This is a genomic window from Georgenia satyanarayanai, assembly GCF_900116375.1.
GTDB classification, from domain to species: Bacteria; Actinomycetota; Actinomycetes; order Actinomycetales; family Actinomycetaceae; genus Oceanitalea; species Oceanitalea nanhaiensis.
Window position 1 is genome coordinate 107,556 of sequence record NZ_UETB01000001.1, and the last position, 20,923, is coordinate 128,478.

The window sequence follows — 20,923 nt, forward strand, 5'->3', positions numbered from 1 at the left end:
GTGAGCGAGCCCTCCACCACCACGAGGGGCCGCGCCGCCCTCTCCGAGCGACTCTCGGAGACCAGTGCGCTGCGGTCCCTGGTCGAGCGCACCCGCGCCCCCCGCCTCGGGATCGCGCGCGCCGCGAGGGCGGTGAGCGTCGCCGGCTGGGCGGTGCTCGTCGTCGGCGTCATCGCCTGGGTCGCCGGGCGCCGTCTCGGCTGGGTCGAGCTCGTCGTCCTCGGCGCCACGCTCGTCACCACCTTCGTCGCGGCCCTCATCTTCACCCTCGGCCGCCACCCGTACGAGGTGAGTCTGCGGATGAGCGACCGCCGCGTCGTCGTCGGGGAGCGGGCCATGGCGGGCGTCACCGTCCGCAACGCCGCCGCTCACCCGGTGCTGCCCGCCCGCGTCGAGCTGCCCGTCGGCGCCGCGGAGGTCGGCTTCCACCTGCCCGGCCTCGCGGCGGGGGAGGACCACGAGGAGATCTTCGCGATCCCCACGAGCCGCCGCAGCGTCATCCAGGTCGGCCCGGTCCGCACCGTCCGCGGCGACCCCCTCGGCCTCATGCGCCGCGGCGTCTCCTGGGGCGAGCCGGAGGAGCTCTACGTCCACCCCCGCACCGTGGTGCTCAGCTCCTCGGCAGCCGGCTTCATCCACGACCTCGAGGGCAAGCCCACCCGCGACGTCACGAGCGCGGACCTGTCCTTCCACGCCCTGCGCGAGTACGTCCCCGGCGACGACCGCCGCTACGTCCACTGGCGCACCTCCGCCCGCGCCGGCAAGCTCATGGTCCGCCAGTTCGAGGAGACCCGCCGCTCCCACCTCGTCGTCGGCATGAGCCGGGGCGAGCGGGACTATGGTGACGACGAGGAGTTCGAGACCGCCGTCTCCACCCTCGGCTCCCTCGCCCTGCAGGCGATGCGCGAGGAGAAGGACCTCACCACCCTCACCAGCCACGAGACCCTGCGCGCCGTCTCCCCGGGCCAGTACCTCGACACCCTCACCCGCATCGAGCGCGGCGGTGGCCCCTCCGGCGTCCTGTCGATCGCCCACCAGATCAGCCGGGACGTCGAGCGCGCCTCGATGGTCGTGCTGATCTGCGGCTCCACCGTCGCCCCCGACCAGCTGCGCGCCGCCGGCGCCGTCCTCCCCGTGGACGCGCGCGCCTTCGCGGTCCAGGTGGTCGCCGGCGCCGAGACGGCCGTCCACACCGTCGGCGTCGTCACCGTCCTCACGATCGGCGAGCTCTCCGAGCTGCGCCGCGGATTTCGGAAGGCCGAGCGCCGGTGAGCGACTACCTCGCGTTGCTGCGCGCCCGCTGGATCGACGTCGTCGTCCCCGTCGGGCTCGTCCTGCTCGCCCTCATCCCCTTCATGCCCGTCTTCGGCAGCGCCCGCCTCGTCGCGGCCGCGCTCGGAGGAGCGGTGCTCGGCACGATCGTCGCCACCCTCGGTGCGTGGCGACGCTGGACCACCCTCACCGTCGTCGCCGCCACCCTCGGGGCCACCGTCCTCGGCTCCTCCCTCGGGGCCCCGACGACGGCGCTGGCCGGGATCGTGCCCACCCCGCAGACCCTCGGTGCGGTCGGCAGCGGTGCGGTGACGTCGTGGAAGCAGATCGTCACCCTCGCCCCGCCCCTCGGTGCCGTCGGCAACACGCTGACCGCGCCCTACCTCCTTGCCCTGCTCGCCACGCTCGTCGCGGTGACGGTCTCGCTGCGCACCCACCGGCCCGCGTGGGCGCTGCTCGCGCCCGCCGTCGTCCTCGCCGGCGCCATCCTCCTCGGCACCGCGCGCGAGATCCTCGCGCTCCCCCTCGCCCTCGTCGGCGCCGTCGTCGGTCTGCTGTGGGCGACGTGGCGCACCGGCCGGCTGCAGCAGGGACGTCCGGTCGCCGTTCTCATCCTCGTGGCGGTCGCAGCGGCCGGCGGCACCGGCGTCGGGCTCCTCGCCCCCGGGGACACCCACCGCGTCGTCCTGCGCGAGATCATCGAGCCGCCGCTCGACCCGCACGACTACCCGAGCCCGCTCGCCGGCTTCCGCGCCTACCTCAAGGACCACCGCGAGGACACGATCCTCACGGTGAGCGGCCTGCCCGCCGGCGCCCCGGTGCGCCTGGCGACGATGGACGCCTACGACGGCACCACGTGGGCCGTCGCGGGCAGCGCGGACGGCAGCGCCACGAGCTCGGGCACCTTCACCCGCATCGGGGAGCGCGTCGAGGCGACCGTGCCCGACGACGCCGCCACGGTGGAGGTCGAGCTCGGCGAGTACGCCGGGGTGTGGCTGCCCACCGTGGGCCGCACCTACGACGTCGAGTTCGCCGGCCCGGACGCGACCGAGACCGCCCGCAACCTCTACTTCAACCGCGCCTCCGCCACGGGCATCGTCACGAGCGGCCTGCGCCAGGGCGACAGCTACTCCCTGCTCGCCACGCCCGTCCTCGAGCCGCCGGTGAGCGCCCTGGAGGGCGCACCGCTCGCCCGCGTCGACCAGCCCGAGCTGTCCGGGGTGCCCGAGATGGTCGTCGCCGAGGCGTCGACGATGGTCGCCTCGGCCGAGACCCCGCTCGCGCGGGTCCAGGCGCTCGTCGGCGGGCTGCAGGAGGGCTACTTCTCCCACGGCCTCGAGGGCGACGCGCCGTCCCTGGCCGGCCACGGCGCCGCGCGTCTCGCGCAGATGGTCACCGAGGAGCTGATGATCGGCGACGAGGAGCAGTACGCGGCGCTCATGGGCCTCCTGGGCCGCGCCGTCGGCCTGCCCACCCGGGTGGTCATGGGCTTCGCCCCGCAGGCCACCGGCGCGTCCGGTCCCGTCGAGATCACCGGCGACGACGTCACCGCCTGGGTCGAGGTGGCCTTCGAGGACCACGGCTGGGTGCCCTTCTACCCGACGCCGGACGAGGACCGCATCCCGCAGGTCGAGGAGCCCGAGCCGCAGGACCGTCCCCAGCCGCAGGTGCTCCAGCCGCCGCCGCCCGCGCAGGAGCCGCCCGATGCGCCGCCGATGGACCGCGACGAGGTCGACGCCGACGAGGAGGACGTCCCCGAGGACGAGCCGCTGAGCTACACCATGCTCATCGTCCTCGCCGCGGGCGGCTCGCTGCTCCTCCTCCTGCTCCCGCTCCTCCTCATCGTCCTGCTCAAGCTGCTGCGCCGGCGCCGTCGGCGTACCCGCGGCAGCGGCTCAGGCCGCGTCGCCGGGGGCTGGGACGAGGTCGTCGACCGGGCCCGGGACCTCGGGGTGCCAGTCACCGGCTCGGGCACCCGCCACGAGCAGTCCCGCGAGCTCGAGGAGAGTCTGGCCGGCGGGCGCAGCACCTGGCGCCGCAGCCCCGGGCCGGTGGACGTCTCAGGGCTGGACACCGCCGCCCTCGCTCGGCACGCCGACGCCGGCGTCTTCGGCCCGGTGCTGCCGGACGAGGGTGCCGTCGCCGGGTACTGGGAGCATGTGGAATCCACAGAGGGCCGCCTGCGTGAGGCCGTGGGTCCCCGCCGCTGGTTACGCTCACGGATCTCGCTCACCTCACTGCGGAAGGGCCGGGATGCGCGTCACGCTCACCCTGCTGCGGTCCGGCGCCGAGCCCGCCGACCTCACGGTGACGGTCGACGGGACCGCGACGGTCGCTGAGCTCGCCCGCGCGCTCGCCGAGACCGATCCCGTCCCCACGCTGCTCTCCGAGCAGGAGCGGCGCCGGCTCACCCTGCGCGTCCACGGCACCCCCGGCTGCGAGGACCGCTCCACCCGCCTGCTGCTGCCCGAGGGCGCCGCGGCCGAGACCGTCCGGTCCGGCTCCGTCGTCTCCCTCGCGCCGGCGGCAGCGAGCGTCGACGGCGCGGGTGGAGACCTGCCGGCCGCGGCCCGTCTCACCGTCGTCGACGGCCCCGACGCCGGCCTCGAGGTCACCCTCCCGGAGGGCACCTCGATCATCGGCCGCGGCAGGGGCTGCGACGTGCGGCTCTCGGACCCGACGGTCTCCAAGGAGCACGCGCGCCTCGCCGTCACCGACATCATCGAGATCGTCGACCTGCGCAGCGCCAACGGCCTCCTCATGGGCGACGGCCTCGTCCAGCGCGCCGCGCTGCTGCCGGAGGACACCGTCACCCTCGGTGACACGACGATCCGCGTCACCCGGATCGCCGCGAGCCGCCACGCCGCCCCTGGCGCCGCGCACGTCGAGTTCAACCGCTCCCCGCGGCTGGCCCCGGTCTACGAGGGCGAGGAGCGCGACGCCCCCAAGCCGCCGGAGCCGCCGAAGCCGGCGAAGTTCCCCTTCGTCATCCTCATGATCCCGCTCATCATGGCGCCGGTGTTCATCTACTTCGGCCGCGGCGCCCTGGGCCTGGTGTTCATGGCGATGATGCCGCTCATGGTCGTGGGCAACTACCTCGACAAGCGGACGACCAACAAGCGCGAGTACCGCGCCGCCATCGAGCAGTTCGGGCAGTCGGTGGACGCGATGCGCACCGAGCTGGAGACCGAGCGCGAGCGCGAACGGACGACCAGGCTGGGGGAGTCGCCCGCCGTCCAGGACATCCGCGGCTCCGCCCTCGCCCTCGAGCCGCTCCTGTGGACCCGCCGCCCCGAGCACGACGCCTACCTCGACCTGCGCCTGGGCCTGGGCACGCTGCCCTCCCGCAACGAGGTCACGCTGCCCGCGCGCAACGCCGCCATCCCCGAGCACTGGGACATGGTCGCCGCCCTGCGGCAGGACTTCCGCGACGTCGACGGCGTGCCCGCCACCGTCCAGCTGCGCGAGAGCGGGGCGCTGGGCCTGGCCGGCCCGCGCCACGTCCTGGACGACGTCGCCCGCGCGGCCGTCGCCCAGCTCGCCACCCTCCACTCCCCGGCCGAGCTCGTCCTTACGGTCGCCACCTCCGCCGCCAGCGCCGCCCGCTGGGACTGGACGAAGTGGCTGCCGCACGTCGGCTCGGTGCACTCCCCGCTCGACGGCGCGCACATCGGCTCCAACCAGGCCGGCGTCATCCAGCTCGTCGGCAAGATCGAGGGGCTCCTCGACGCGCGCCGCCGTGCCGCCGGCGCCTCCCGCACGCTCCAGCTGCCCACCCTCGTCCTCCTCGTCGAGGACGACGCACCCATCGAGCGCGGCCGCCTCGTGCGGATCGCCGAGGAGGGGCCCGCCGTCGGGATCCACGTCCTGTGGTGTGCCTCGGCGCAGGAGCGCCTGCCCGCGGTGTGCCGCACCTTCCTCATCGTCACGACGGCGGCGGACGGCGCGACGGCCGGCTACGTCCAGCAGGGGACCGCCGTGCGGCCGCTCGCCTGCGACACGGTGAGCGCGGACCAGGCGAGTGCCCTGTCCAAACACCTGGCCGCCGTCGTCGACGCCGGCGCGCCCGTCGACGACGCCTCCGACCTGCCCGCCCGCGTCTCCTACCTCGGGCTCATCGGTCCGGAGACCGCGGAGGGTCCGGCCGCCACCCTGGAGCGGTGGCGGGAGAACGGCTCGCTCGTCCCGCGCGACGGCACCCCACCGCAGCGCCGCCGGCACGACGCGAACCTGCGCGCGCTCATCGGTCAGGCGGCCACCGAGCCCTTCACCCTCGACCTGCGCACTCAGGGCCCCCACGCCCTCGTCGGTGGCACCACCGGCGCGGGCAAGTCGGAGTTCCTCCAGTCCTGGGTGCTCGGCATGGCCGCCGCGCACAGCCCGGACCGGGTGACCTTCCTCTTCGTCGACTACAAGGGCGGCTCGGCCTTTGCCGACTGTGTCGACCTGCCCCACACCGTCGGCCTCGTCACCGACCTGTCCCCGCATCTCGTGCGCCGCGCCCTCACCTCCCTGCGCGCCGAGCTGCACTTCCGCGAGCACCTCCTGGGCCGCAAGGGTGCCAAGGACCTGCTCGCCCTCGAGCGGACGGGAGACCCGGAGTGCCCGCCGAGCCTCGTCATCATCGTCGACGAGTTCGCCGCCCTCGCCACCGAGGTGCCCGAGTTCGTCGACGGCGTCGTCGACGTCGCCCAGCGCGGCCGGTCCCTGGGCCTGCACCTCGTGCTCGCCACCCAGCGCCCCGCCGGCGTCATCAAGGACAACCTGCGCGCCAACACCAACCTGCGCGTCGCGCTGCGGATGAACGACGAGTCCGACTCCACGGACGTCCTCGGCCTGCCCGTCGCCGCCGGCTTCGACCCCTCCCTGCCGGGGCGCGGCGCGGCCCGCACCGGCCCGGGCCGGGTGACGATGTTCCAGACCGGCTACGCCGGCGGTCGTTCGACGACGGCGCGGCCCAAGCCGCAGGTGGAGGTCGAGACCCTCTCGATGGGGGCCGGCACCCGCTGGGAGCGCCCGGAGACGCCCGAGGAGCTCGAGACCGGACCCACCGACGAGGGCCCCACCGACATCCGCCGGGCGGTCGACTCGATCCGCGCCGCTGCCGAGAGCGTCGGCGTTCCCGAGCCACGCAAGCCGTGGCTGCCCACCCTCGCCGAGGTCCAGGACCTGTCCGCGCTGCACCCGCGCACCGACTCCGCGCTGCCGCTCGGTGTCGTCGACGACCCGGCCCACCAGCGGCAGACGACCACCTGCTACCGCCCCGACGTCGACGGCAACATCGCCTTCTACGGCGGCAGCGGCTCGGGCAAGTCCACGGCCCTGCGCACCCTCGCCGTCGCCGGGGGCATCACGCCCGAGGGCGGGCCGGTGCAGGTCTACGCCCTGGACTTCGCCTCGGGCGGGCTCACCGCCCTGGAGAGCCTGCCGCACGTGGGCTCGGTCATCGACGGGGACGACGCCGAGCGCATTCAGCGCCTCCTGCGCCAGCTGCGCGAGACCGTGGAGGAGCGCTCGGCACGCTACGCCGCCGCCCGCGCGAGCACGATCGAGGAGTACCGGCAGATCGCGGGCCGGCCGGACGAGCCGCGCGTCCTCCTCCTCATCGACGGCTACGCCGCCTTTCGCAGCGAGTGGGAGTCCGTCGGTGCCCGGATGCCCTACTACCAGCTGTTCCTCCAGCTGCTCGTCGACGGCCGAGGGGCCGGCGTGCACGTGGCCGTCACCGCGGACCGTGCCGGGTCCATCCCGTCCTCGGTGGCCGGTAGCCTGCCGCGCAAGGTCGTCATGCGGCAGGTCGACGCCACCGCCTACGCGATGCTCGGGGCTCCCAAGGACGTCCTGGACGAGTCCTCCCCGCCCGGTCGGGCGATCGCCGGCGGCCTGGAGATGCAGATCGCCGTGCTCGGCGGCTCGCCCAACCTTGCCGAGCAGGTGCGCGCGATCGAGACGCTCGCCGGCACGCTGCGCCGCGCCGGGGTGCCCGAGGCCCCCGCCGTTCGCCGCCTGCCCACGCTCGTCCCCGCCGACGCGGTGCCGCGGGACCTGGCCGGGCTGCCCGTCATCGGGGTCGCCGACGACACCCTCGAGCCCGTCGGCATCGCGGCGTTGGGGACCTTCCTGCTCGCCGGGCCGCCGCAGTCCGGGCGCACCAGCGCGCTGCACTGGCTCGCGACCTCCGTCCAGCGCGCCCACCCCGAGGCCCGCCTCCTCTACTTCGGGGCCCGGCGCTCCGCGCTGCGCGGGCTGGACCTGTGGGAGCAGGCGGCCACCGGCGCGACCGACGTCGCCGAGCTCGCGAGGGCCGTGGTCGCCGACCTCAGGGAGCCACCGCCCGCGGGGCAGGTGGGGACCGTCGTCGTCATCGAGGCGCTCGCGGACTTCCTCGCGACGCCGGCGGACGCGCCGCTCGTCGAGGTGGTCAAGGCCGCCAAGCGCAACGAGCACCTCGTCGTCGGCGAGGGTGAGACGAGCACGTGGGGCGCGTCCTGGCCGCTCGTCGCCGAGATCCGGGGCGGGCGCCGGGGCCTGGCGCTGCAGCCCGACCAGCTCGAGGGCGACACGCTCTTCCGCACCTCCTTCCCGCGCGTCCAGCGCCAGGAGTTCCCGGTGGGTCGCGGCATGCTCGTGGACCGCGCCAGGGTGCGCCGCGTCCAGCTTCCCCTCCTGGGCTGACCCCTCCCTCCATCCCTCCACCCGTCCTCCGCATATGCGGAGGACGGTCCGCCGCGCGTCCGGGCTGCAGGTCTCCCGCATCTGCGTGTGTGGGTGGGGGGCGCGAGGGGAGTTCTCCCCATGGTCCGCGTGCGACAAGCGGGGCCGGGAGCCGGTAGGAATATCCCTGTGAGACCCCGGCGGTGCGGGGTGCACACCCCCACTCGAGAGGACGGCGACGGTGCGCGAGGCGCTCCTACCCAGGGCGGCGCTGCCCTACCTGGACGTGGCGGTGCCCGCGCACACCCACCACGCCGAGCTCGCCCCGCTGCGGCGCGAGGCCCTCGACGTCCTCGCGGCCGGGTACCGCTCCACCGGCCGCACCCTCCTCGGCGTCCTCGGCTGGGCGCTGACCGCCGCAGGAGCCACCACCCTCGCCGTGCTCCCGTGGCAGGGGCCGGCCACGACGACGACGGCGGTGCTCGCCGTGGCCGGCACGCTCGTCCTGGCTGCGGGGCTGTGGCTCGCCGCCGGCGTGCTGCGCGCCGGCCGGCGCCTCACCGGCGCCGCCGCCGCGTGGCTGCGCGTGCCCGCCGCGGGCGCGAGCGACACCGACTCCGGCGGCCTGCTCAAGGTCCTGCGCTGGCGGGCGGTACTCGCGGCGGTCGCGGCCGCGGTGGCCGTCGCGCTCACCGTGACCCTCGCCTGGGCGCTGACCCGCACCGGCGCCCTCGGTGCTGCCTACCTCAGCACCGGCGGTGCCCCCGCCGTGCCGGACGCGACCCGTGCCGTCGTCGTCGCAGCGCTTGCGGTGGGGGCGTTGACCGCCGCCGGCGCCGCCGTGAGTACCTTCGGCGGCGTGCGCGTCGTTCTCGAGGCGGCCTGGACCCGCCCCACAGTGGCGAGCGAGCCGGCGCCCCGGCACCCGGCGGTCCTCGCGCCGCCGTTCCTCGGGCCGCCGACCGTCGAGCCGCCGTTCCTCGGGCCGCCGACCGTCGAGCTCGACCTGTCCTCCGTGCGCACCGCCCTCGCCGGCCAGGAGGGCGCCGCGCCGGCCGGCGCTGGTGAGCCGCGCGTGGAGGTCGTCCTGCCGGACGGCCGTCGCCTGGGGCCGGGCACCACCCTCGTCGGGCGTCGCCCCGAGGTTCGGCCCGAGGACCTCGTGGACGACGTCGTCGTCCTCACCGACCAGACCGTGACGAAGACGCACGCCGCCATCACCGTCGAGGGCGCGCAGGTGCGCGTCGTGGACCGCAGGTCGACGAACGGTACGCTGCTCGAGGCTCCCGACGGGTCCCTCGTCCGCTGCCGCCCGTGGCAGGTCACGACGGTGCGGACGCCCGCGATCATCCACCTGGGACGCACCCGGCTGCACGTGCGAGCCGGTGCCGCCCGACGTCCGCTCGAGGTCGCTTGACATGCCGCTGACGCCCCCCGCCGCCCGCCCCTGGCTGGGGCCCGACTCCCGCAACCGGCCGTGGCCCGGACACGGCGCGATGATGATCCGGCGCGCCGAGGCGCTCGGCGACCTCGCCGCAGCCCTCGGTTCCTGGGCCCGCCTCGGTCTCGCCGCGCTCGCCTGGGCGCTCGGCGCCGGGGGAGCGGTGCTCGTGGGACGCGGCGTCGCCGACGGCGGCGAGGGCTCCTCCTCCGCCGTCGGGATCGGCCTGCTCCTGGCCGCCACGCTGCTCGGCGGCGTCCTCGTCGCCACCGGCTCGGCACTCACCCGCGCCACCGCGGCCTGGTGGACCCTGGCCACCGCCGTCCGCGCGGACGGCGGGCGCGTCGACGCGACGACGGCGGACCCCGACACCCTGCGCGCGCACGAGGAGGCCGTCACGGCCGACCGCGCCCCCGGAGCCGGGGAGCTGTGGCGCCCGCCGCTGCTGCCGCGCACGCTCGTGGTCCTCCTCCTCGGCGCGGCCGCAGTCGTCCTCGCCGTGCGCGCCGTCCTCGGCTACGGCGAGGCGTCCACGCCCTACGCCCCCGACGAGGTGCGGGGGGCGTGGCTCACCGAGGCGCTCCTCGCGCTCGTGTGCCTGCTCCCGGCGCTCCTCACCGCCAGTGGCCTGCGGCGCGTGCACCGCGCGCGCATGCACCGGGTGGCCCACGACGAGCCGGCATCCGCCGACGCTGCGGTCGGGGCGCTCACGCCCGCCGTCGGCAGCGGCCCGATCGTCGTCGGCGGCCGGGCCCCGGGCCAGGTGACCCCGTCGCCCGCCGACCTGGCGTGGCCCGGTCCGCCGCAGGTGGTCCCGGACGCACCGGCCCCGAGCGCGTCGGCACCTGGCGTGTCGGCAGCTGAGGCGTCGGAGGCCCTCGCGGCACCCGCACCCGGGGCTCCGGTGGCCTCTGCGGCGCCGGCGGCTGTTCCGACCGACGTGAGGCCGACCGACGTGACGCCGACCGGTGCGGCCCCGACGGTGCACCTGTCCGACGGTCGCGCCCTCGCGCCCGGCCGCACCCTCGTCGGCCGTGCGCCGCAGGCCCGCGCCGAGGAGGAACCAGCCGCACTCCTCGCGGTACCCGACGAGCGCGTCTCCAAGACCCACCTCACGGTGACCGTCGAGCCGCGACGCGTCGTCGTCGTTGACCGCGGCTCGACGAACGGCACCGTCCTCCACCTGCCCGACGGCAGCAGCCGCCCCCTGACGCCCGGCGAGCCGGTCGAGGTGGCCGACGGCGACGTCGTCGTCCTCGGCGGGACGACGCTGACGGTCGGGGACACCGACGTCGAGCACACCGTCCTGCGCGAGCCGCGATGACGGGGAGCTACCCCCGTGGTCGGACACGGGGGTGGCCGGGGAGGGTGATGCGATCGCTGTGAGCGCCGAGAGCCCGTGGCAGGGGGGATCTCGCCGTCCCCGACAGGCCGGGTGACCTCGGCCAGCACCGCGACGAGGACGACGCATGAGGGGTCCCAGCGCTCCGGCGGCTGGCGTTCGTCGAGAGGCTCGAGGACGTGCCGCGGACCTCCGCCGCGGAGTTCCGGCAGGCCGCGCGCCAGGTGCACGTCCGGGGGATCGACGACCGCGCCGCCCGCGGGCAGATCCCGATACCCCGCCGGGGTGGCCGGGCGGCGTGCCCGTTCCGCCGGTGAGACATGGGCCAAGCCGTGCGGCGGCGTGCGCTAGAGTCGGTGGCGTGCACCACGTCAGGAGTCTTCTCCTCCTTCGCTGCCGCGGCGAGGCCCTCTAGCAGCCGGCCCCTCGTCGCGGTGTCTCTCGTGCCCGGCGCACCAGACAACAGCGAAGTGGATGAACGATGAAGACCCGCACCTTCTCCAACGACCAGCAGCCCTCGCGGATGCCGATCGGCAAGTACCGCCCCTTCCACGAGGTCAACGGCATCGACCTGCCGGACCGCCAGTGGCCCTCGCGCCGGATCACCCAGGCACCCCGCTGGCTGTCGACCGACCTGCGCGACGGCAACCAGGCGCTCATCGAGCCGATGGACCCGGCCCGCAAGCGCCGCATGTTCGACCTCCTCGTCCGGATGGGCTACAAGGAGATCGAGGTCGGCTTCCCGGCCGCGAGCCAGACCGACTTCGACTTCGTCCGCTCGATCATCGAGGACGGCGCGATCCCCGAGGACGTGACGATCTCCGTCCTCACCCAGGCTCGCACCGAGCTCATCCAGCGGACCATCGACTCCCTCGTCGGCGCCGCCCGCGGCACCGTCCACCTGTACAACGCGACGGCGCCTGTCTTCCGCGACATCGTGTTCCGCAACGACCGTGAGGCCACCAAGGAGCTCGCCGTCGCCGGCACCCGTGAGGTCATGGCCTACGCGGAGAAGGTCCTCGACCCCGAGGCGGTCTTCTCCTACGAGTACTCGCCCGAGATCTTCATCGACACCGAGATCGAGTACGCGCTGGAGGTGTGCGAGGCCGTCATGGACGTGTGGCAGCCGGGCGCCGACCGCGAGATCGTCCTCAACCTCCCCGCCACGGTCGAGCGCGCCACCCCGAACGTGTACGCCGACCAGATCGAGTGGATGAGCCGCCACCTCTCCCGCCGGGAGTTCGTCGCGCTGTCCGTCCACCCCCACAACGACCGCGGCACCGCCGTCGCCTCCGCCGAGCTCGCCGTCATGGCCGGCGCGGACCGCGTCGAGGGCTGCCTGTTCGGCCAGGGCGAGCGCACCGGCAACGTCGACCTGGTCACCCTGGGCATGAACCTCTTCAGCCAGGGCATCGACCCGCAGATCGACTTCTCCGACATCGACGAGATCCGGCGCACCGTCGAGCAGTGCACCCAGATGGACGTCCACCCGCGCCACCCCTACGGCGGCGACCTCGTCTACACGGCCTTCTCCGGCTCCCACCAGGACGCCATCAAGAAGGGCTTCACCGTGCGCGAGGAGCGCGTCGCCGCTGCCGGCGGGGACCCCACCGCCGTGCCGTGGGACGTGCCCTACCTGCCGGTCGACCCCATCGACGTGGGCCGCAGCTACGAGGCCGTCGTGCGCGTCAACTCCCAGTCCGGGAAGGGCGGGGTCGCCTACCTGCTCGCGAGCACCCGTAACCTCGACCTGCCGCGCCGCCTCCAGATCGAGTTCTCCGGCGTCGTCCAGAAGGTCACCGACGCCTACGGCGGGGAGATCAGCGCCGAGCGGCTGTGGGACATCTTCTGCGACGAGTACCTGCCCGCGCCGGCCGGTTCCGGCCTGGCGCCGTGGGGTCGCTTCGCGCTGCGCGGCACGACGCTGACCTCCGGCGGTGAGGGCGAGGGCGCCACCCTGGCGATGGAGATGGTCGACGGCGGCACGTCGAAGCAGCTGACGACGGCGGGCAACGGCCCCGTCGACGCCTTCACCAACGCCTTCGCCGAGCTCGGCGTCGAGGTCAACGTCCTGGACTACGCCGAGCACGCGCTGTCGACGGGTGGGGACGCGACCGCCGCCGCCTACGTCGAGTGCGAGGTCGACGGCCAGGTGCTGTGGGGCGTGGGCATCGACCCGTCGATCACGACGGCGTCCTTCCAGGCCATCGTCTCCGCCGTCAACCGCGCGGTGCGCTAGCCCGTCCGCCCGGACCTCCGCCCGCTGCGCCACACGGGGCGCGACGGGCGAGGGAGGGGTTTCCCGGCGGTCGGCCTAGCATCGGAGAAATGGCCTCCCTTCCCTCCTCGGCGCCCGCCTCCGACACGGTCCGCCGGGCCGTGCCGTGGGCCGTCGTCGTCGGTGTCGTCCTCGTCGCTCTCAACCTCCGTGGGCCGATCCTCGCGCCCGCCCCGGTCCTGGGGCTGCTGCGCGAGGACCTCGGGCTGTCCTCCACCACCGCGGGGCTGCTGACGAGCCTTCCGGTGCTGTGCTTCGCCCTCGCCGGGCCGCTCGTGCCGCGTGTCATCCGCCGGGTCGGTCCCGACGGCGCGGTGCTCGTGTGCCTGCTGGGCATCCTCGGCGGCACGGTCGTGCGCTCGGCGGGGGGCACGGGGAACGCGTTCCTCGGAACGGCGGTCATCGGCGCCGCGATCATGATCGGCAACATCGTCGTCCCGGTGATCATCCGCCGTGACGTGCCCTACCACCGCGCCACCGCCGTCACCGGGCTGTACACCGCCTCGCTCAACATCGGCGGGACCCTCACCTCGCTGGGGACCGTGCCGCTGGCCGAGGCGGTGGGCTGGCGCTGGGCGCTGGCGCTGTGGGGCGTGCTCGCCGTCGTCGGCCTGCTCTACTGGGTGCGCCTGCGCGCCCGCCGGTCGGCCGCCGTCGCGGAGGCGGACGAGGCTGCCCGCTCGGGCGGTGCGTCGACCCGTGTCTCACCGTCCGTCAGCCGCATCGCCTGGCTGCTCGTCCTCGCCCTGGGCTGCCAGACCTTCGCCTACTACGGCCTGTCCGGCTGGCTGCCCACGCTGCTGACGGACACGCAGGGCCTGGACCCGGCAGCGGCCGGCTCGGCGGCGTCCCTCTTCCAGCTCTTCTCCGTGCTCGGCGCCCTCGGCGTGCCGCTGCTCGCCGCCCGCACGCCGGGATGGGTCCCGATGGCCGTCATCGCCGCCAGCTGGGTGGCCATGCCGGTGGGCCTGCTCCTCGCGCCGGGCGCCTTCGTCCTCTGGTCGCTCTTCGGCGCGATCGGGCACGGCGGGGCCTTCACAGCGATCCTGTCGATCATCGCCCAGACGAGCGGCAGCGACCGCGAGGCGGCCACGGTCTCCGCCCGCGTCCAGACCGGCAGCTACGTGGCCGCGGCCTCCGCCGGCCCGGTCGTCGGCGCCCTGAGCTCCGCGACCGGCGGGTGGACCGGGCCGCTGCTCCTCGTCCTCGGGGCGGTGCTCACCTTCAGCGCCGCGGGCGTGAGCGCCGCCGTGATGGCCCAGCGCCACGGCAGGTCCTGAGCGCCGGGGCGCGGCGAGGACAGCCGCGCGTCGGTCGGCGGGGCGGCCGTCAGCCGGCGTCGACCTCCGGCGCGGCCACCGGCCAGATGATGCGGGTGCGCCAGGTGCCCGGGTCGGGGTCGGAGCTCGGCCCCGCCTCGTAGAGCTCCCAGCTCTCCTCCCGTACCTGGACGTCGTGCTCCCCTGTCCAGCGCTCGATCTCCTCGTAGGTCTCGCGCAGCACCGTGTAGCTGCCCCGGTGGGTGGCCTCGACCGCGCGGGTGGCGGGCAGCGCGCCCACCACGAGGTCACCACCCCCGCTCCAGGGCTCGGTGAGCGGGAACCCGGCCTCGACGTCGATGACGTCGCTCGGGGCGCCCCGGTAACGCGCGAACGGCGCACCGGCGATGTGTGCGCCGGCGCCCTCGACCTGCGCGGCCACCGTGTCGAACGCCTCCTCGAGGAAGGCGGGCAGCTCCGCCACCGGCACCCGGCGGCGGATGCCGACCGTGGGCCGCTCCTCGACATCGATGAGCGAGATGTCGTTCATGTCTTCTCCTCAGGTGAGGGCGGACCGGCCGCGGGGTCGCGGGCGGCGAGGGCACCGATCCGGCGGCCCCAGTCCCGGGCGCGTTCCAGCTCGCCCGGCAGGAGGGGCCCCTCGGCGTCCCGGACGTAGAAGCTCTCCGGCTCGGTGAGGAGCTCCGCGCCCAGGCGGAGCAGCACCCGCGCGGCCTTGCGCCCCGCGTGACCGGGGAGGTCGGGGTGGCGCACGTGGGTGTCGAAGGCCGTCACCGGGAGGCTGAGCGGCCCCGAGCTCCCGAGCCACTCCCGGATGCCCGTCGTGACGACACGCCCGCCGCGGGCCGCGGCGTCGCGGCGGGTACTGGGCCGGCTCATGCCCAGGGCGTGGGTGGGGCCGCCGACCACGAGGACCTGCGCCACCACCTCGTGGGGCGGTGGGGCGGTGGCGACGTCGAGGAGCTCGACGTCCAGCGCGGTGCCCAGGCCCTCGGTCACGGCGCGCGCGACGGCCGCGGTGTTGCCCAGCTCGGACTCGTAGACGACGACCGCGCCCATCCTGCCCACCTCCAGCCGTGCCGGCCTTGCTCGGAGGCTATCGCGCGCCGCACGGGGGGAGAAGGGCCCTTCGTCCCCGGTGCCCCGGCGAGCCGGGTCGCTCGCCGGCCGCGCGGCGGGGGACAATGGACCGGTGAAGCTCTACCGGGACGAGGCCGTGGTGCTGCGCACCCACAAGCTCGGTGAGGCAGACCGGATCATCACCCTGCTCACCCGCGCGCACGGCCGGGTCCGGGCGGTGGCCAAGGGCGTGCGCCGCACGAGCTCGAAGTTCGGCGCCCGCCTGGAGCCCTTCTCGCTCGTCGACGTCCAGCTCCACGTCGGGCGCAGCCTCGACATCATCACCCAGGTGGAGACCCAGGCCCCCTACGGGCGCTCGATCGGCTCCGACTACTCGCTGTACACGTCGGCGACGGCGATGGTCGAGACCGCCGAGCGGCTCACCGAGGAGGAGGCCGAGCCCGCGCCGCAGCAGTACCTCCTGCTCGTCGGCGCCCTCCACGCGCTGGCCACCCGCCGCCACCCGGCGAGCCTCGTCCTCGACTCCTACCTGCTGCGCTCGCTCGCCGTCGCCGGCTGGGCACCGAGCTTCGACGACTGCGCCCAGTGCGGCCGGCCCGGTCCGCACCACGCCTTCCACGTCGCCCAGGGCGGGGCGGTCTGCGACCGCTGCCGCCCGCCGGGCTCCTCGGCGCCCGCGCCGCAGACCCTCGACCTCCTCGGCGCGCTGCTGTCGGGTGACTGGCCCGCCGCCGAGGGCTCCGCCCAGCGGGACCGGGACGAGGCCTCCGGCCTGGTCGCCGCCCACCTCCAGTACCACCTCGAGCGCCAGCTGCGCTCCCTGCGCCACGTGGAGCGCGTGTGAACCCGGTCCCGCCCCCGCCGCACCCCTCCGGCGCCCGCCCGCCGGCGATCGACGCCCGCTTCGTGCCCCGGCACGTCGCCGTCGTCATGGACGGCAACGGCCGGTGGGCCAACGCGCGCGGCCTGCCGCGCGTCGAGGGGCACAAGGCGGGGGAGGCGAGCCTGCTCGACCTCGTGGCCGGTGCCATCGAGATCGGGGTCACCCACGTCTCGGCCTACGCCTTCTCCACCGAGAACTGGAAGCGCTCCCCGGAGGAGGTCCGCTTCCTCATGGGCTTCAACCGCGACGTCCTGCGCCGCCGGCGTGACCAGATGCACGAGTGGGGCGTGCGGGTGCGCTGGGCCGGACGCCGCCCGCGGCTGTGGCGCTCGGTGATCTCCGAGCTCGAGGAGGCCGAGCGGCTCACCGCCGGCAACGACGTGTGCACGCTGACGATGTGCGTCAACTACGGCGGGCGCGCCGAGATCGCCGACGCCGCGCGGCAGATCGCGCGGGAGGTCGCCGCCGGGCGGCTCAACCCGGAGAAGGTCACCGAGCGGACCGTCGCGCGCTACCTCGACGAGCCCGAGCTGCCGGACGTCGACCTCTTCCTGCGCACCTCGGGGGAGCAGCGCACCTCGAACTTCATGCTGTGGCAGGCGGCCTACGCGGAGATGGTCTTCCTCGAGGAGCACTGGCCCGACGTCGACCGCCGCAGCCTGTGGCGCGCCGTCGAGATCTACGCCTCCCGTGACCGCCGCTACGGCGGCGCCGTCGACGCCGCCCAGGCCTGACCCCCCTCGCCCCTCGCGACCCCCACCCCTTTGCGCCGAGCGCTGAGTTGTTACGGCGGCGGCAGGAACAACTCAGCGCTCGGCGGGTGTGGGCCCTCGCCCCTCGGGCCCTCGCGCCTCGCGACCCCCACCCTTTTGCGCCGAGCGCTGAGTTGTTACGGCGGCGGCAGGAACAACTCAGCGCTCGGCGGGTGTGGTGGGGCGGCGGCGGCGCCGGTGGACGACGACGGCGCCCACGACCGCGGCCGCGAGCGCGACGATCACCGCGATTCCCGCCGGGGAGCCGGCCGCCGCGGCCAGCGCCGCGGTCCACACCGCGAAGCCGACCGTGGAGTAGATCGCCGCCCACGCGAGGGCGCCCGGGACCTGCGCCAGGGTGAAGCGCGGCCACGGGACCTGCAGGATCCCGGCTCCGGCCATGACCATGCTCTGCACGCCCACGGTGAGGTAGGCGACCGGCACGGCGACCAGCCCCCAGCGGCGCACCAGCTCCACGCCCCGCTGGGCACCCTGCCCGCTGAGAGCGCGGTGGGTGCGCAGCCGCCAGCCCTCCGTCGGGTGGGTGTGGCGCAACGCCTGGACGGTGGCGAGGCGCCCGAGCCAGTAGATGCCCTGGCCGCGGAGCATCGCCCCGGAGAAGAGGAAGGCGAAGACCAGCGCGAACGGCCAGCCGGTGAGGAACTCAGGCACCCGCGCGCTGCCGCGAGCAGTCCGCGCACTGGCCGAAGAGGTCGATGGTGTGCTCGATGTCGGTGAACCCGTGCCGCGCGGCCATCTCCTCGGCCCACGCCTCCACCGCGTCCCCGCTGATCTCCACCGTGGTGCCGCAGGTGCGGCACACGAGGTGGTGGTGGTGCTTGGCGCTCTCGCAGCGCCGGTAGAGGGCCTCGCCGTCGTCAGTGCGCAGGACGTCGACCTCACCCACCTCCGCCATGGTCTGCAGGGTGCGGTACACGGTGGCCAGTCCGACGGCGTCCCCGGCGTCGCGGAGCGACTCGTGCAGCTGCTGGGCGCTGCGAAAGTCGTCGGTGCGCTCGAGGAGGTCGCTGACCGCGGCGCGCTGCCGCGTCATCCGGGGTCTCATGTGGCCTCACGTAGCTCGACGTCGTCCTGAAGGTCCGGGTGCGGGTCGGTCGACGGGCGGCGCCGCCCGAGCAGCGGACGTGCCAGCGATACTACGCCGAAGATCCCGATCGCCAGCACGACGATCGTCGCTCCGGGTGAGAGCGGGTAGACGTAGGTCAGCGACAGGCCCGACACGCTCACGGCCAGGCCGATGACCATGGCCGCCGCCATCGTCCCGCGGAAGGAGCGGGTGACGAGCTGGGCCGTGGCGACGGGCACGATCATGAGCGCGGACACGAGCAGGACGCCGACGACGCGCATCGCCACGGACACCGTGAGGGCCGCGAGCACCGCGACGACGATGTTGAGCAGCCGCACCGGCAGCCCGCTCGCGCGGGCGAACTCCTCGTCGTGCGACAACGCGAAGAGCGCCGGCCGGAGCCCGATCCCCACGGCGAGGATCGAGACGGCCAGCCCGATCGTCAGCCACAGGTCGGTGAGCGTGACGGTGGCGATCGAGCCGAACAGGTAGCCGTTGAGGTTGGCCGTGGTGCCACCGGCGATGCCGATGAGCAGGACGCCGCCGGCGATGCCGCCGTAGAACAGGAGCGCGAGGGCAAGGTCGCCGCTCGTGCGCCCGCGTTCGCGGACCAGCTCGATGACCACGGCGCCGACCATCGAGGCGACGACTGCTCCCGGGACGGCGAGCGCGTCGTGCGGCGTCACGCCCAGCGTCCCGCCCACGAGCCAGCCCACCGCCACGCCGGTCAGTGCCATGTGTCCGATGCCGTCCCCGAGCAGGGACAGGCGCCGCTGGACGAGGTAGGTACCCATGACGGGAGCGACCAGTCCGACGAGGACGGCGGCGATGAGCGCCCGCTGCATGAGAGGGCTGGCGAGCATGTCGAGCAGGACGGTCATGACAGCCCCAGCCGGAGCTCGGGGTTGTGCGGGTCGACCGGCACGTCCTCGTGGGCGTGGTGGTGCTCGTGCTCCGGGCCGCAGTGGCCGGCCGCGGCGGGCGGCGGAGCACCGTCGTGAACGACGCGCCCGTGGCGCAGCACGACGGCGCGCTCGAGCAGCCCGGCCAGCGAGCCGAGCTCGTGCAGGACGGTGAGGACACTGGTGCCGCGCTCCCGGAGGCCGGTGAGGGTGGCGGCGAGGGACTCCTGGGAGTCGCGGTCGATGCCGGTGAGGGGCTCGTCCAGGACGAGGAGGTCGGGGCGGCGCACGAGGGCCCGGGCGATGAGGACGCGCTGCTGCTGCCCGCCGGAGAAGACGCTGACCGTCTCGTGGGCGCGGTCGGCCAGCCCGACCTCGTCGAGGGCGGACATGGCGGGCTCGCGCCAGCCGCGCGGCGGGCGCAGGCGCCGGTTGTCCAGCAGGCCCGAGGCAACGACCTCCAGCGCCGTCGCCGGCGTGCCGGAGGCCGCGCCCACCCGCTGGGGGACGTAGCCCACGCGCCGCCACGGCACGTGGCGACGGTCGGCGACGTCGGCGCCGAAGAGCGTCACGGTGCCCCGGCTCACGGGCACGACCGACAGGAGCGCCTTGACGAGGGTGGACTTGCCCGAGCCGTTGGCGCCGAGGAGGGCGACCATCTCGCCGTCGCGCACGTCGAGGTCGACGCCCTGCAGGATGCGGGCGCCGCCGAGGGTGACGTGGAGGTCGCGGGCGCGCACGGGCAGGGCCATGGGTCGGTATGGTGCCACGTCCCCGGTCACGAGGCGGAGCACGCGAGGGCCTCCTGCAGTGCGGCGAGGTTGGCGCGCATGACGTCGAGGTAGTCGGCGTCCGGGTCCTGCTGGTTCTCGAGCGGGTCGAGCACGGCGGTGCGCAGGCCGAGGTCGTCGGCCAGCGCCTGCGAGACCGCGGGGCTGAGGAGCGACTCGACGAACACGGTGTCGACGTCGTGCTCGGTGACGACACCGGCGATCTCCGCGAGGCGGGCGGGGGAGGGCTCGGCGTCGGGGTCGATGCCGGACAGCCCCTCCTGGTGCAGGCCGTGGGCGCTGGTGAGGTAGCCGTAGGCCTCGTGGGCGACGACGATCGTGTCGCGCTCGCAGGTGGCCAGGCCGGCGGCGATGTCGGCGTCGAGGTCGGTGAGGTCGGCGGCCACCCGCTCGGCGTTCGCGCGGTAGGTCGCGGCGCCGTCGGGGTCGATCGCGGCCAGCTCCTCCGCCAGGGCGGTGCCGACCTCGGCGAGACGGACGGGGTCGAGCCACAGGTGCGGGTCGAGGGTCTCGCCGTCGTGGTCGTGCGCGTCCTCGGCGTGGTCGTTGTGGCCGTGGTCGTGGCCCGTCGCGGTGAGGAGCTCGGTGTGCTCGGCGGCGTCGAGGGCGCGCACACCGGTGGCGGCGACGGCGTCGTCGACGGCTGCCTGGAGGCCGGACACGTGGACGACCAGCCCGGCGGCTCCCATGTCCGCGACCGCGCGGGGGGAGAGCTCCAGGGTGTGCGGGTCGGCGTTCGCCGGGGTGAGCGAGCCGACCGAGACGCGCTCGCCGCCGATCTCCTCGGCGAGGTACTCCAGGGGGTAGACGCCGGTGAGGACCGTGAGGCTGCCGCCGGCCGACGCGGCGTCGGTGGCGTCCCCGCCGGTGCCCTGGTCCTGGAAGGCCGCGCACCCGGACAGGGCGAGCACGGCGAGGACGGCGGACAGGGGGCGCGAGCGGCTCATGAGACTCATTCTCAAGAATGCTGAGAACCGTTGTCAACTCGGGTGAGCGCCGGCCGGCCCGATCGTGGTGCACGGCACGCGCGCCCGCGGAGGTAGGTTGGGTCGGTGCCCGACGGGCACCACGTCCGCACCGCGGTGCGGCTGTCCGACGCTCGCACCAGCCAGGTGCGGGTCTGCCACGTTCGTACCAGCCAGGTGCGGACCAACGACATTG

At 74.9% G+C, this 20,923-nt stretch carries 16 protein-coding genes; 9 read left to right on the plus strand and 7 right to left on the minus strand.

Features of this window, described 5'->3' with window-relative positions:
• The 7 genes from DSZ44_RS00470 (at position 1) to DSZ44_RS00500 (ending at position 14,267) form a co-directional block, all read left to right on the plus strand.
• On the plus strand, positions 1-1,272 hold the full coding sequence (locus tag DSZ44_RS00470; RefSeq protein ID WP_110850641.1) for a DUF58 domain-containing protein: 1,272 nt from the start codon (positions 1-3) through the stop codon (positions 1,270-1,272).
• A complete protein-coding gene (locus tag DSZ44_RS00475; RefSeq protein WP_110850642.1) occupies positions 1,269-3,611 on the plus strand; it encodes a transglutaminase TgpA family protein in 2,343 nt (780 codons plus the stop codon). Before DSZ44_RS00470 ends, DSZ44_RS00475 begins: the two co-directional genes overlap by 4 nt.
• Positions 3,526-7,947 (plus strand): type VII secretion EssC family protein, encoded by a 4,422-nt coding sequence (locus DSZ44_RS00480; protein ID WP_110850643.1) that lies wholly within the window; start codon positions 3,526-3,528, stop codon positions 7,945-7,947. Before DSZ44_RS00475 ends, DSZ44_RS00480 begins: the two co-directional genes overlap by 86 nt.
• 220 nt (positions 7,948-8,167) lie before the next feature.
• Positions 8,168-9,343, plus strand: a complete 1,176-nt coding sequence (locus DSZ44_RS00485; RefSeq protein ID WP_110850644.1) for an FHA domain-containing protein — start codon at positions 8,168-8,170, stop codon at positions 9,341-9,343.
• Between the two features lies 1 nt (position 9,344).
• Positions 9,345-10,691, plus strand: coding sequence for an FHA domain-containing protein (locus tag DSZ44_RS00490; RefSeq protein WP_110850645.1), 1,347 nt, complete (start codon positions 9,345-9,347; stop codon positions 10,689-10,691).
• Between the two features lie 541 nt (positions 10,692-11,232).
• Positions 11,233-12,948 (plus strand): 2-isopropylmalate synthase, encoded by a 1,716-nt coding sequence (gene leuA, locus DSZ44_RS00495; RefSeq protein WP_110851271.1) that lies wholly within the window; start codon positions 11,233-11,235, stop codon positions 12,946-12,948.
• 89 nt (positions 12,949-13,037) lie between these two features.
• A complete protein-coding gene (locus tag DSZ44_RS00500) occupies positions 13,038-14,267 on the plus strand; it encodes an MFS transporter (RefSeq protein WP_110850646.1) in 1,230 nt (409 codons plus the stop codon).
• 49 nt (positions 14,268-14,316) lie between these two features.
• Here the strand turns inward: DSZ44_RS00500 and DSZ44_RS00505 are convergent, their stop codons facing one another.
• Positions 14,317-14,796 carry a GyrI-like domain-containing protein gene (locus tag DSZ44_RS00505; RefSeq protein ID WP_110850647.1) on the minus strand — a complete coding sequence of 160 codons (480 nt, stop codon included), beginning with the start codon at positions 14,794-14,796 and terminating at the stop codon, positions 14,317-14,319.
• Positions 14,793-15,326 (minus strand): flavodoxin family protein, encoded by a 534-nt coding sequence (locus DSZ44_RS00510; RefSeq protein WP_110850648.1) that lies wholly within the window; start codon positions 15,324-15,326, stop codon positions 14,793-14,795. The genes DSZ44_RS00505 and DSZ44_RS00510 overlap by 4 nt, the downstream gene beginning before the upstream one ends.
• Before the next feature lie 133 nt (positions 15,327-15,459).
• Between DSZ44_RS00510 and recO the strand changes: the two genes are divergently transcribed.
• Complete coding sequence (gene recO, locus DSZ44_RS00515; RefSeq protein ID WP_110850649.1) at positions 15,460-16,191, plus strand: DNA repair protein RecO; 732 nt, start codon at positions 15,460-15,462, stop codon at positions 16,189-16,191.
• A complete protein-coding gene (locus tag DSZ44_RS00520) occupies positions 16,188-16,964 on the plus strand; it encodes an isoprenyl transferase (RefSeq protein ID WP_110850650.1) in 777 nt (258 codons plus the stop codon). Before recO ends, DSZ44_RS00520 begins: the two co-directional genes overlap by 4 nt.
• 177 nt (positions 16,965-17,141) lie before the next feature.
• Here DSZ44_RS00520 and DSZ44_RS00530 read toward each other — a convergent pair whose 3' ends face one another.
• The 5 genes from DSZ44_RS00530 to DSZ44_RS00550 are packed head-to-tail and all read right to left on the minus strand — an operon-like array spanning position 17,142 to position 20,709.
• On the minus strand, positions 17,142-17,654 hold the full coding sequence (locus DSZ44_RS00530) for a DedA family protein (protein WP_258369119.1): 513 nt from the start codon (positions 17,652-17,654) through the stop codon (positions 17,142-17,144).
• Complete coding sequence (locus tag DSZ44_RS00535; RefSeq protein WP_110850651.1) at positions 17,647-18,048, minus strand: Fur family transcriptional regulator; 402 nt, start codon at positions 18,046-18,048, stop codon at positions 17,647-17,649. The genes DSZ44_RS00530 and DSZ44_RS00535 overlap by 8 nt, the downstream gene beginning before the upstream one ends.
• Positions 18,045-18,950 carry a metal ABC transporter permease gene (locus DSZ44_RS00540; RefSeq protein ID WP_110850652.1) on the minus strand — a complete coding sequence of 302 codons (906 nt, stop codon included), beginning with the start codon at positions 18,948-18,950 and terminating at the stop codon, positions 18,045-18,047. Before DSZ44_RS00540 ends, DSZ44_RS00535 begins: the two co-directional genes overlap by 4 nt.
• The gene (locus tag DSZ44_RS00545) at positions 18,947-19,723 is read right to left on the minus strand and encodes a metal ABC transporter ATP-binding protein (RefSeq protein WP_110851273.1); all 777 of its coding nucleotides are present in this window, start codon (positions 19,721-19,723) and stop codon (positions 18,947-18,949) included. Before DSZ44_RS00545 ends, DSZ44_RS00540 begins: the two co-directional genes overlap by 4 nt.
• Positions 19,724-19,749: 26 nt before the next feature.
• Positions 19,750-20,709: a metal ABC transporter substrate-binding protein gene (locus tag DSZ44_RS00550; protein WP_110850653.1), complete on the minus strand. Its 960-nt coding sequence runs from the start codon at positions 20,707-20,709 to the stop codon at positions 19,750-19,752.
• Positions 20,710-20,923 lie beyond the last annotated feature (214 nt).

Bases quoted from the DNA above. Each gene is read 5' to 3' on its own strand.
- DSZ44_RS00500 (WP_110850646.1), top strand. From the start codon at position 13,038: ATGGCCTCCCTTCCCTCCTCGGCGCCCGCCTCCGACACGGTCCGCCGG.
- DSZ44_RS00490 (WP_110850645.1), top strand. From the start codon at position 9,345: ATGCCGCTGACGCCCCCCGCCGCCCGCCCCTGGCTGGGGCCCGACTCC.
- DSZ44_RS00505 (WP_110850647.1), bottom strand. From the start codon at position 14,796: ATGAACGACATCTCGCTCATCGATGTCGAGGAGCGGCCCACGGTCGGC.
- leuA (WP_110851271.1), top strand. From the start codon at position 11,233: ATGCCGATCGGCAAGTACCGCCCCTTCCACGAGGTCAACGGCATCGAC.
- DSZ44_RS00550 (WP_110850653.1), bottom strand. From the start codon at position 20,709: ATGAGCCGCTCGCGCCCCCTGTCCGCCGTCCTCGCCGTGCTCGCCCTG.
- DSZ44_RS00480 (WP_110850643.1), top strand. From the start codon at position 3,526: ATGCGCGTCACGCTCACCCTGCTGCGGTCCGGCGCCGAGCCCGCCGAC.
- DSZ44_RS00540 (WP_110850652.1), bottom strand. From the start codon at position 18,950: ATGACCGTCCTGCTCGACATGCTCGCCAGCCCTCTCATGCAGCGGGCG.
- DSZ44_RS00535 (WP_110850651.1), bottom strand. From the start codon at position 18,048: ATGAGACCCCGGATGACGCGGCAGCGCGCCGCGGTCAGCGACCTCCTC.
- DSZ44_RS00510 (WP_110850648.1), bottom strand. From the start codon at position 15,326: ATGGGCGCGGTCGTCGTCTACGAGTCCGAGCTGGGCAACACCGCGGCC.
- DSZ44_RS00545 (WP_110851273.1), bottom strand. From the start codon at position 19,723: ATGGCCCTGCCCGTGCGCGCCCGCGACCTCCACGTCACCCTCGGCGGC.